We start from the raw sequence: 10841 nt of genomic DNA, 5'->3' as shown, positions 1-10841 counted from the left end.
CTCCGACCTCGCAGATCCGTGCTGGAGGCATCCTCGCACCTGCCACTGACAACACGCCCGGCGGTCACCTTTAAATGATCTTGAATGGTCGGCTGTGGGCGCAAAAGTGCCTGCTTGCGTCCGGATCCCGCCGCTCGAAGCGGTTTCCCCACAGATACCTGCCGGATGCCGGACGGGAATCCGCCGCCGTGGCCGAACATCCGGCCGGTCTGTGATCAGCTGTGCGGCAACCTTCCGCCCCGTCCGCGCGTCTTCCCCCGAAACGTGAGCCCCCGGTGCCCCGTTCGGCGGCATTACAGTGGGCCGGAACATCCGGACGGGCCCAGGGAGCGACAGGACACCCCCTGGGGGACCGCAAGCACCACGATCAGCAGGGAGCGCATGACGTGCGGCCGGTAGGCAGCAAATACCTGCTCGAGGAGCCGCTCGGACGCGGCGCCACGGGCACCGTCTGGCGAGCCCGCCAGCGGGAGACCGCGGGCGCCGAGGCAGCCGTCGCGGGTCAGCCCGGCGAGACCGTGGCCATCAAGGTCCTCAAGGAGGAGCTGGCCAACGACGCCGACGTCGTGATGCGGTTCCTGCGGGAGCGCTCCGTCCTGCTGAGGCTCACGCACCCCAACATCGTGCGCACCCGGGACCTCGTCGTCGAGGGCGATCTCCTCGCCCTGGTCATGGACCTGATCGACGGCCCCGACCTGCACCGCTATCTCCGCGAGAACGGCCCGCTCACCCCGGTCGCCGCTTCCCTGCTCACCGCCCAGATCGCGGACGCGCTCGCCGCCAGCCACGCCGACGGCGTCGTCCACCGCGACCTCAAGCCGGCCAACGTGCTCGTCGACGAGCGCGACGGCCAGATGCACCCGATGCTCACCGACTTCGGCATCGCGCGCCTGGCCGACTCCCCGGGCCTGACCCGTACCCACGAGTTCGTCGGCACGCCCGCCTACGTGGCGCCGGAGTCCGCCGAGGGCCGCCCGCAGACCTCCGCCGTCGACATCTACGGCGCGGGCATCCTGCTGTACGAGCTGGTCACCGGCCGCCCGCCGTTCGCCGGGGGCACCGCCCTGGAGGTCCTGCACCGGCACCTCAGCGAGGAGCCCAGCCGCCCCTCCAACGTCCCGGCCCCGCTGTGGACGGTCATAGAGCGCTGCCTGAGCAAGGACCCGGACCGGCGGCCCAGCGCCGAGAACCTGGCCCGCGGTCTGCGTACGGTCGCCTCGGGCATCGGCGTCCACGCGAACTCCGCCCAGATCGCCGCCGCCGAAGGGGTGGGCGCCCTGCTCGCCCCCGACCCGGCGCCCACCGCGGTCCCGGAGACCCCGGGCGCGGCCGACCCCACGCAGGTGCTGCCGAGCAACGCGGGTTCCTTCGACCCCGCCGGCGCCACCAGCGTGCTCCCGCAGTCCGGCCCCGGAGGCCAGGGCGGCCCCGGCGGCGGCCACGCCGACCCGACCGCCGTCCTGCCGCCCGTACCGCAGCGCCCCGACGGGCCGCCGCAGCCGGACGGGCCGCACCCCTGGCAGTCGCAGCTCCAGGCGGCCCGCGACCGCAACGATCAGACCCAGGTCCAGTACCTCGACCCGAGCCAGGACCCGCTGCGCCGACGCCCCCAGCGCCAGCCGCAGCCGCAGCAGCATCAGCAGCAGCCGCCCCAGCGCCGTCAGCCGCCTCCGCAGCATCAGCAGTACCCGCCGCAACACCAGCAGCAACAGCAGTACCAGCCGCAGCGCTACCAGCAGCCGCAGCAGCCTCAGCGGCAGCAGTACGCGCCCCCGCCCCCGCCCCCACAGCCGCAGCAGCCCCAGCAGCCGGCCGCGCGTCCGCCGCGCGAGCCGCGTCCGCCGAGGCAGCGCGGTGCCAACCCGATGCGCATCCCCGGTCTCGGCTGCCTCAAGGGCTGCCTGTTCACCGTGGTGCTCCTGTTCGTCGCCGGCTGGCTCATCTGGGAGCTGACCCCGCTCCAGGACTGGGTCGCCCAGGGCAAGGGTTACTGGGAGGCGATCGGCGACGCGATCGGCACGGTCACCGGCTGGATCTCCGACCTCGGCGACAGCACGGGCGATCCGGGCGGGGCCTGACCCCGTCACGGCCGGGCGGGACCTGACCCCGTGAACGACCGGGCGGGGCTCGACCCGTAACGGCCGGGCGAGGCCCGCCCGTAACGGACCGGTGGCCGGTCGGGCCGTGACGGCCGGAGGCGGCCCGGCCCGCCACTCTGTCCCTTTGTCGACTTCACCGGGCCTATTCGGCCCGGAGAAGTGAAGGTCGGTGCCATCCGGGGCACGTGACACCCCGAACGCCGCGTAACTTTGTCGGCCGGGGGTCCACCGCCAGCCGCTGAGGGAGCAGTCTTGGCACGGAATATCGGCAGCCGGTACACGGCCCACCAGATCCTGGGGCGCGGCAGCGCCGGCACGGTATGGCTCGGCGAAGGGCCCGAGGGCCCGGTCGCCATCAAGCTGCTCCGTGAGGACCTCGCGTCCGACCAGGAGCTCGTGGGCCGCTTCGTGCAGGAGCGCACCGCCCTGCTCGGACTCGACCACCCGCACGTGGTCGCCGTCCGGGACCTCGTCGTGGACGGCACCGACCTGGCCCTGGTCATGACCCTCGTACGCGGCACCGACCTGCGCACCCGGCTGGACCGTGAACGCCGCCTCGCCCCCGAGGCCGCCGTCGCGATCATCGCGGACGTCGCCGACGGACTCGCCGCCGCGCACAAGGCCCACGTGGTCCACCGGGACGTCAAGCCGGAGAACATCCTGCTCGACATGGAGGGCCCGCTCGGCCCCGCCGGCGCGCATCCGGCCCTGCTCACCGACTTCGGCGTCGCCAAACTGATCGACACCCCGCGCCGCACCAAGGCCACGAAGATCATCGGTACGCCGGACTATCTGGCGCCCGAGATCGTCGAGGGCCTCCCGCCGCGCGCCGCCGTCGACATCTACGCCCTGGCGACCGTGCTCTACGAGCTGCTCGCCGGATTCACGCCCTTCGGCGGCGGTCACCCCGGCGCGGTCCTGCGCCGGCACGTCACCGAGACCGTCGTCCCGCTCCCCGGCATTCCCGAGGAGCTCTGGCAGCTCCTGGTCCAGTGCCTGGCCAAGGCCCCCGCCTCCCGGCTGCGCGCCTCGGAGCTGGCCGTACGGCTGCGCGATCTGCTGCCCCTGCTGGCGGGGATACCCCCGCTGGAGGTGGACGAGCCGGGCCCGGAGGAGCACGACCAGCAGCCCGCAGGCTACGACGAACAGCAGTACACCCCGGCAGCCGAGGAGCCCCGCCGCCGTGGGGCGGTCCCCCTGGTGCCCGGCTCCGCACCCGACTCGAACCGGGACACCCACACGAGCATGCGCGTCCCCGCCCCGGACGAGCTGGCGGGCGGCCCTCTCGGAACGGCCCGCGCCCCCCGCGCCCCGGGCAGGCCCCGGCCCGGTTCCGCCCGCAACAAGGCGGCGGCCGTCCGCAAGCGCCGCATCACCCTCGGTGTCGCCGCCCTCGCCCTCTGCGCGGCCGTCGCGGTCGGCGGCTGGCTGGCCACCGGCGGCGCCGACGAGGGCCCGACCCCCCGGGACAGCGAGAACTCGGCCCCGGCGTCCCCGTGACAGAGCCGCCGGAGCCCCTGCCGCAGAGCCGCCGGAGCCCCTTCCGCAGAGCCGTCGAGAACCCTCGCCCGGAGCCGGGCCGGCATCCGGTTTCCGGGTGAGGGCAAGCTTCATCCGCCCAGCCGTTACGCTGGACCCGTGGCAGTCGTCGATATTTCCGAAGAGCTGAAGTCCCTCTCCTCGACCATGGGGTCGATCGAGGCCGTCCTGGACCTGGATGCGCTGAGGGCGGACATCGCCGCGCTCGAGGAGCAGGCTGCGGCGCCGTCCCTGTGGGACGACCCGGAGGCGGCCCAGAAGATCACCAGCAAGCTTTCCCACCTCCAGGCCGAGGTCCGCAAGGCCGAGACCCTGCGCGGCCGCATCGACGATCTCGAAGTCCTCTTCGAGCTCGCCGCGGACGAGAGCGACGCCGATGCCCAGGCGGAGGCCGAGGCCGAGCTGGAGTCGGTGAAGAAGGCGCTGGACGAGATGGAGGTCCGCACGCTCCTCTCCGGCGAGTACGACGCGCGCGAGGCCCTGGTGACCATCCGGGCCGAGGCCGGCGGCGTCGACGCCGCCGACTTCGCGGAGAAGCTCCAGCGCATGTACATCCGCTGGGCCGAGCGGCACAGCTACAAGACCGAGGTCTACGAGACCGCGTACGCGGAAGAGGCCGGCATCAAGTCGACCACCTTCGCCGTCCAGGTCCCGTACGCCTACGGCACGCTCTCCGTCGAGCAGGGAACCCACCGCCTGGTCCGCATCTCGCCCTTCGACAACCAGGGCCGCCGCCAGACGTCCTTCGCGGGTGTCGAGGTGCTCCCGGTCGTCGAGCAGACCGACCACATCGAGATCGACGAGTCCGAGCTGCGCGTGGATGTGTACCGCTCCTCGGGCCCCGGCGGACAGGGCGTCAACACCACGGACTCCGCGGTGCGGCTGACCCACCTGCCCACCGGCATCGTCGTCTCCTGCCAGAACGAGCGTTCGCAGATCCAGAACAAGGCGTCCGCGATGAACGTCCTCCAGGCGAAGCTCCTTGAGCGCCGCCGCCAGGAGGAGCAGGCGAAGATGAACGCGCTCAAGGGCGACGGCGGCAACTCCTGGGGCAACCAGATGCGTTCGTACGTCCTGCACCCGTACCAGATGGTCAAGGACCTGCGTACGGAGTTCGAGATGGGTAACCCCGAAGCGGTCTTCAACGGCGAGATCGACGGCTTCGTCGAAGCGGGCATCCGCTGGCGCAAGCAGCGCGAGAAGTAGCCTCGGCGGTACGGAAGTTGGGCCCGGACAGGCGACTGTCCGGGCCGTTCTCCGTTCTGGAGGGCCGGTGCCCGATGCGTCACAGTCCGGCTTCCGAATAGCCGTCAAGAACCCCCATACCGGTGTGTAGTGCACGGAACGGCCTTGACGTAATCCTTAACTCTGGCCAGGGTGCTAGAGCAGCATGCGTATGTCTGGGACGGGTGTGAACCGGGGGGCTGGCGAGGTGACCACGACACGACGTGGACTCGCCGAGAGCGATTCCCCGCAGGGCCACGGCCCGCATATGGCTGCTCCAATGACGAGATCGGCTACTGGGGGTAGCAACACATGACGAAGAAGACGCGTATTCGCGTCGCGCGGATCGCCGCTGGTGCGGTCATCGCCGCGGGTGCCTCGCTGACCGCGGCCGGTGCGGCGCAGGCGATCGGTGGCGGCGTCGACGCCGGCGTCGCCGAGGTCGAGGTGCAGACGGGCCTGCTGGGCGGGGGCGAGGAGAACCCGGCCGGTGGCGCCGACGTCGGTGGTGGTGGCGACCAGGGCGGTGGCGACCAGGGCGGTGGCGACCAGGGCGGTGGCGACCAGGGTGGCGGCGACCAGGGCGGTGGCGACCAGGGTGGCGGCGACCAGGGTGGCGGCGACCAGGGTGGCGGCGACCAGGGCGGTGGCGACCAGGGTGGCGGCGACCAGGGCGGTGGCGACCAGGGCGGTGGCGACCAGGGCGGTGGCGACCAGGGCGGTGGCGACCAGGGCGGTGGCGACCAGGGCGGTGGCGACCAGGGCGGTGGCGACCAGGGCGGTGGCGACCAGGGCGGTGGCGACCAGGGCGGTGGCGACCAGGGTGGCGGCGACCAGGGCGGTGGCGACCAGGGCGGTGGCGACCAGGGTGGCGGCGACCAGGGTGGCGGCGACCAGGGTGGCGGCGACCAGGGCGGTGGCGACCAGGGCGGTGGCGACCAGGGTGGCGGCGACCAGGGTGGCGGCGACCAGGGCGGTACTGCCAACAACGGTGGCACCGGCAACAACGGCGGCACCGGCAACAATGGCGGCGGCGACCAGGGCGGCACCGGCACCACCGGTTCGGCCTCGGCCGGCTCGACCGGTGGCGCCACCACCGGCGGCGGCGACGCCGGCACCTGCACCGTCGACCTCGACGGCGCCGAGTGCACCGACAACACGGACACCGACAGCGTCGGCAACAAGCCGGTCGAGCAGAGCAAGGGCAAGGAAGAGCTCGCCGAGACCGGCGCGGCCGAGACGACCTTCCTGGTCATCGGCGCCGCGACGATGATCGCGGGCGGCATCGGCTTCCGCATCCTGCCGCGCCTCGTCGGCGGCGGTCGCGCGGTCGCCTAGCTCCTCGGCGGACCGCGCCGACGCGTAGCGGGCGCACGCCAGGCCCGTACACGGCACGGCACAGCATGAAGAAGGGCCCGGGAGGGCGTGGAACGCCTCCCGGGCCCTTCTGTGCGCCCGAGCCGCTCAGGCGGCCGTACGCAGAGGTCTCGGCCCCGACGGGGCGATGGGGGGCGGCCGCGGAGGGCCGGGCGGCCGGATCAGGCCGCTTGGTGCGCCAGCAGCGCGAGCGCGGTCAGCAGCACCACCATCAGGACGATCAGCATCGCCGGGCTCATCCCGGCCAGCGGGCCCTGGCCCTGCTCCTCCAGCATCTGCTGCCGCACGGCACGGCAGACGCGGCAGCGGCCCTCGCTGACGGGGGACGCGCAGTTCGCGCACACCAGTCGGTCATAGGTCATGCGCATTCCTCCTCCCGCGCGGCGGAGCCGCTTCCCTGCCTTCTCTCCGCACAACGCTCACGGAAACGCAACCGTTCCCCCCACCACTGTGCCAGCTCGCGGCGATTTCGGCGCGGCCCGCCGGACAAGGTCCGGCACGACCCGTTTCGTTCCAGGGTCCGATCCATCATAAAACGCCCATTCCCGGACGCCGCCTGCACGCGTGAGCCCGGTTCGCGTATGGTCACGCTCACCTACTCCCGGCCGACCGTGGTGCATTCGTGATCCGATTCGACAACGTCTCCAAGACCTACCCGAAGCAGACCCGACCGGCTCTGCGCGATGTCTCGCTGGACATCGAGAAGGGTGAGTTCGTCTTCCTGGTGGGGTCCTCCGGCTCCGGCAAGTCGACCTTCATGCGACTGATCCTGCGCGAGGAGCGCGCCAGCACGGGCATGGTCCATGTGCTCGGCAAGGATCTCGCGCGCCTGTCCAACTGGAAGGTGCCGCAGATGCGCCGCCAGCTGGGGACGGTGTTCCAGGACTTCCGCCTGCTGCCGAACAAGACGGTCGCGGAGAACGTGGCCTTCGCGCAGGAGGTCATCGGCAAGCCCCGCGGCGAGATCCGCAAGGCCGTGCCCCAGGTCCTCGACCTCGTCGGCCTCGGCGGCAAGGAGGAGCGGATGCCGGGCGAGCTCTCCGGTGGTGAGCAGCAGCGCGTGGCCATCGCCCGCGCCTTCGTGAACCGCCCCATGCTGCTGATCGCGGACGAGCCGACCGGCAACCTCGACCCGCAGACCTCCGTGGGCATCATGAAGCTGCTGGACCGGATCAACCGGACCGGCACCACCGTGATCATGGCGACCCACGACCAGAACATCGTCGACCAGATGCGCAAGCGCGTCATCGAGCTCGAGCAGGGCCGTCTCGTACGCGACCAGGCACGCGGCGTCTACGGCTACCAGCACTGACCGAAGGGCTCCGGCCTTTCGCGCATTTCGAGCATCGAGTCACTGAAAGGACGCCATGCGCGCCCAGTTCGTCCTGTCGGAGATCGGCGTCGGTCTCCGCCGCAACCTCACGATGACCTTCGCGGTCGTGGTCTCCGTCGCCCTCTCGCTCGCCCTGTTCGGCGGTGCGCTGCTGATGCGCGAGCAGGTCAGCACGATGAAGGACTACTGGTACGACAAGGTCAACGTCTCGATCTTCCTCTGCAACAAGAACGACGCCAAGGACATGCCCAAGTGTGCCAAGGGGGCTGTCACCAAGGAGCAGAAGGAACAGATCAAGGTCGATCTGGAGAAGATGGACGCCGTGGAGACGGTCCACTTCGAGACCGTCGACGAGGCGTACAAGCACTACCAGGAGCAGTTCGGCGACTCCCCGATGGCGGGCAACATCACGCCCGACCAGATGCAGGAGTCCTTCCGGGTCAAGCTGGACGACCCGCAGAAGTACAAGGTCGTCGCGACGGCCTTCGCCGGGCGGGACGGGGTGCAGTCCGTCCAGGACCAGCGCTCCATCCTGGACCAGCTCTTCGAGCTGATGAACGGCATGAACGCCGTCGCGGTCTACGTGATGATCCTGATGCTGGTCATCGCGCTGATCCTGATCGTCAACACCGTGCGCGTCTCCGCGTTCAGCCGGAGACGTGAAACAGGCATCATGCGCCTCGTGGGGGCCTCCGGCTTCTACATCCAGGCCCCCTTCATCATGGAGGCGGCCGTCGCCGGCCTGATCGGCGGCGTGCTGGCCTGCGCCATGCTGCTCGGCGGACGCTACTTCCTGATCGACGGCGGCCTCGCGCTCCAGGAGAAGCTGAACCTGATCAACTTCATCGGCTGGGACGCGGTCCTCACCAAGCTTCCGCTGGTGCTCGCGATCGGCCTGCTGATGCCCGCCGTCGCCGCTCTGTTCGCGCTGCGCAAGTACCTGAAGGTGTGACATGTGCCCCTTGGGGCGCACGGGCGATCACCCGTGCGCCCCAAGGGGCTTGTCCTAGACTCGGCGTCATGTCGGGTTGTTCGCACCGCTTCCGGCCCCGCGGTCTCTGCCGCGGGGCGGCCCTGACATTGGTCTTCGGGTGTGCTCTCGCCACCGGCGCCGCGACCGGTTCACTGCCCCAGGACCTCGATCCCGGGGCCGGGCCGCAGACCCGTGCCGTCTCCTCCACCGTCGCCCCGGTCGACCGTGACGAGATCGAGGACGCCGCCGCCGAGGCCGAGGCGGACGGGAAGTCCGTGAAGGACGCCGCGGAGGAGGTCGTCAGCCGGAGCGGGGACCGCTGGGGCGCGGTCTACGACGAGCGGGAGTACGAGGAGTTCGAGCAGGCGCTGGACGGCTCCTACACCGGCGTCGGGCTCTCCGCCCGGCGCACCGACCGCGGCGAGGTCACGGTGTCGCGCGTGCGGGCCGGAGGCCCCGCCGACCGGGCCGGCATCCGCGCCGGCGACCTGCTGCGCACCCTGGACGGCCGCGCGGTCGGCAAGCGTCCCGTCGCGGAGGTCGTCGCGTTGCTGCGCGGCGACGGTACGGGGGCGGCCGAGGGCAGCCGGGTGGAGGTCGGCCTGGTCCGCGAGGGCCGGAGCTGGACCAGGACCCTTCAGCGGGCCCGGCTGACCGCCGACGCGGTCACCGTGCGGCGGCTGGGGACCGAGCCGTCGTCGGCGGTCCTGGTCAAGGTCGCGGCCTTCACCAAGGGCGCCGGGGCCGAGGTCCGGGAGGCGGTCCGCGAGGCTCCCGAGGGGGCCGGGATACTGCTCGACCTGCGCGCCAACTCCGGCGGACTCGTCGCCGAGGCCGTCGTCGCCGCCTCCGCCTTCCTGGACGGCGGGCTGGTCGCCACGTACGACGTGCGCGGGGAGCAGCAGGCCCTGTACGCCGACCCGGGCGGGGACACGGAGCGGCCGGTCGTCGTGCTGGTCGACGGCGGCACGATGAGCGCCGCCGAGCTGCTGACCGGTGCGCTCCAGGACCGGGGCCGCGCGGTCACCGTCGGCTCGCCCACCTTCGGCAAGGGATCCGTGCAGATGCCCAGCGAGCTTCCGGGCGGTTCGGTGGCCGAGCTGACCGTCGGCCACTACCGCACGCCGGCCGGCCGGAACGTCGACGGCAGGGGCATCACGCCCGACCTCGTGGTGGGGACGCGGGCCCAGCAGCGGGCCGAGACGGTATTGAGTGGCCTCGGGGGCGGGTCGTAGTGCGAAAATGACCGCACTATGGCGAAGGAAAAAGACACCGGGCGCAAGATGATCGCGCAGAACAAGAAGGCGCGGCACGACTACACGATCCTCGACACCTACGAGTGCGGTCTCGTCCTCATGGGCACGGAGGTCAAGTCCCTGCGCATGGGGCGGGCCTCCCTGGTCGACGGCTTCGTCCAGATCGACGGCCACGAGGCCTGGCTCCACAACATCCACGTACCCGAGTACGTCCAGGGCACCTGGACCAACCACACGGCCAAGCGGAAGCGCAAGCTGCTGCTGCACCGGGCCGAGATCGACAAGCTGGAGTCGAAGTCGCAGGAGACGGGCCACACGATCGTGCCCCTCGCGCTGTATTTCAAGGACGGCCGGGTCAAGGTCGAGATCGCGCTCGCGAAGGGCAAGAAGGAGTACGACAAGCGGCAGACGCTCCGCGAGAAGCAGGACACGCGGGAGACGAACCGGGCCATCTCGGCGGCCCGGCGGCGACAGCGCAGCGCCTGAGCGGCGCCTGCCCCGGCGGGGCAGGCGGCCGGGGCAGGAATACAGTGGCATCGTCCGGCGTTGGTCACGTACGATGGGCCGTGCACCTCAGCGAAGGTGCGCGTTTTGAAAAATCAACATGGGGATGATCGGTTTCGACAGCGGATGTCGAAGCAGGGGAAGCGAGTCGAGGAAGCGGCAATGATCTCGTAAACCATATGTCGCAAACAATAATCGCCAATTCCAAGCGCGATTCCTCCGCCTTCGCCCTCGCTGCCTAATTAGCAGCTAAGCGAAGACTCTGCGGAGTGTCAGCCCGGGGGTGATCCCGACCCGGATCCTGGCATCAGCTAGGGATCTAAACTTCTCGGCCCGGCCACGGGGCCGAGAAGGAAATCAAACAGTGGCTGGGCCTGTCGGAGGCTTGTTCGCGTGACCTCCGGGGCCGAGAAAAGCGCAGCGAACTGCACTCGGAGAAGCCCTGGTTCCGCACCGTTGGACGCGGGTTCGATTCCCGCCATCTCCACCACCCCATGTAAGCCTCCGCCCCGCGAGTTCACTCGCGGGGCGGAGGC

The 10841-nt window shown here is 71.0% G+C and carries 9 protein-coding genes and 1 other RNA gene; 9 read left to right on the top strand and 1 reads right to left on the bottom strand.

Annotated elements, in window-relative coordinates; genetic code table 11:
• The first annotated feature begins 386 nt into the window (after window positions 1-386).
• From PSQ21_RS11820 to PSQ21_RS37865, 4 genes are all read left to right on the top strand, one after another.
• Window positions 387-2078, top strand: coding sequence for a serine/threonine-protein kinase (locus tag PSQ21_RS11820; RefSeq protein ID WP_274030441.1), 1692 nt, complete (start codon window positions 387-389; stop codon window positions 2076-2078).
• A gap of 273 nt (window positions 2079-2351) precedes the next feature.
• Window positions 2352-3599: a serine/threonine-protein kinase gene (locus PSQ21_RS11815; protein WP_274030440.1), complete on the top strand. Its 1248-nt coding sequence runs from the start codon at window positions 2352-2354 to the stop codon at window positions 3597-3599.
• 138 nt (window positions 3600-3737) lie between these two features.
• Window positions 3738-4844, top strand: coding sequence for a peptide chain release factor 2 (gene prfB / locus PSQ21_RS11810; RefSeq protein ID WP_274030439.1), 1107 nt, complete (start codon window positions 3738-3740; stop codon window positions 4842-4844).
• A gap of 330 nt (window positions 4845-5174) precedes the next feature.
• A complete protein-coding gene (locus PSQ21_RS37865) occupies window positions 5175-6200 on the top strand; it encodes an LPXTG cell wall anchor domain-containing protein (RefSeq protein ID WP_443334382.1) in 1026 nt (341 codons plus the stop codon).
• A 200-nt stretch (window positions 6201-6400) separates the two neighbouring features.
• Here PSQ21_RS37865 and PSQ21_RS11800 read toward each other — a convergent pair whose 3' ends face one another.
• The gene (locus PSQ21_RS11800) at window positions 6401-6601 is read right to left on the bottom strand and encodes a hypothetical protein (protein WP_274030437.1); all 201 of its coding nucleotides are present in this window, start codon (window positions 6599-6601) and stop codon (window positions 6401-6403) included.
• A gap of 260 nt (window positions 6602-6861) precedes the next feature.
• On the opposite strand from PSQ21_RS11800, the gene ftsE reads away from it, so the two are divergent.
• The 5 genes from ftsE (at window position 6862) to ssrA (ending at window position 10795) form a co-directional block, all read left to right on the top strand.
• Window positions 6862-7551 (top strand): cell division ATP-binding protein FtsE, encoded by a 690-nt coding sequence (gene ftsE, locus PSQ21_RS11795; RefSeq protein WP_003968787.1) that lies wholly within the window; start codon window positions 6862-6864, stop codon window positions 7549-7551.
• A 55-nt stretch (window positions 7552-7606) separates the two neighbouring features.
• Window positions 7607-8524 carry a permease-like cell division protein FtsX gene (gene ftsX / locus PSQ21_RS11790; RefSeq protein ID WP_097871215.1) on the top strand — a complete coding sequence of 306 codons (918 nt, stop codon included), beginning with the start codon at window positions 7607-7609 and terminating at the stop codon, window positions 8522-8524.
• A gap of 68 nt (window positions 8525-8592) precedes the next feature.
• Complete coding sequence (locus PSQ21_RS11785; RefSeq protein ID WP_274030435.1) at window positions 8593-9780, top strand: S41 family peptidase; 1188 nt, start codon at window positions 8593-8595, stop codon at window positions 9778-9780.
• Window positions 9781-9798: 18 nt separating this feature from the next.
• Window positions 9799-10287, top strand: coding sequence for an SsrA-binding protein SmpB (gene smpB, locus PSQ21_RS11780; RefSeq protein WP_097871213.1), 489 nt, complete (start codon window positions 9799-9801; stop codon window positions 10285-10287).
• 120 nt (window positions 10288-10407) lie between these two features.
• Window positions 10408-10795: a transfer-messenger RNA gene (gene ssrA, locus PSQ21_RS11775) on the top strand.
• The last annotated feature ends 46 nt before the right edge of the window (window positions 10796-10841 follow it).

Source organism: Streptomyces sp. MMBL 11-1, assembly GCF_028622875.1.
Lineage (GTDB): Bacteria > Actinomycetota > Actinomycetes > Streptomycetales > Streptomycetaceae > Streptomyces.
Note: the sequence above shows the minus strand (reverse complement) of the source record. Positions and strands in the feature narration are given on the sequence as shown.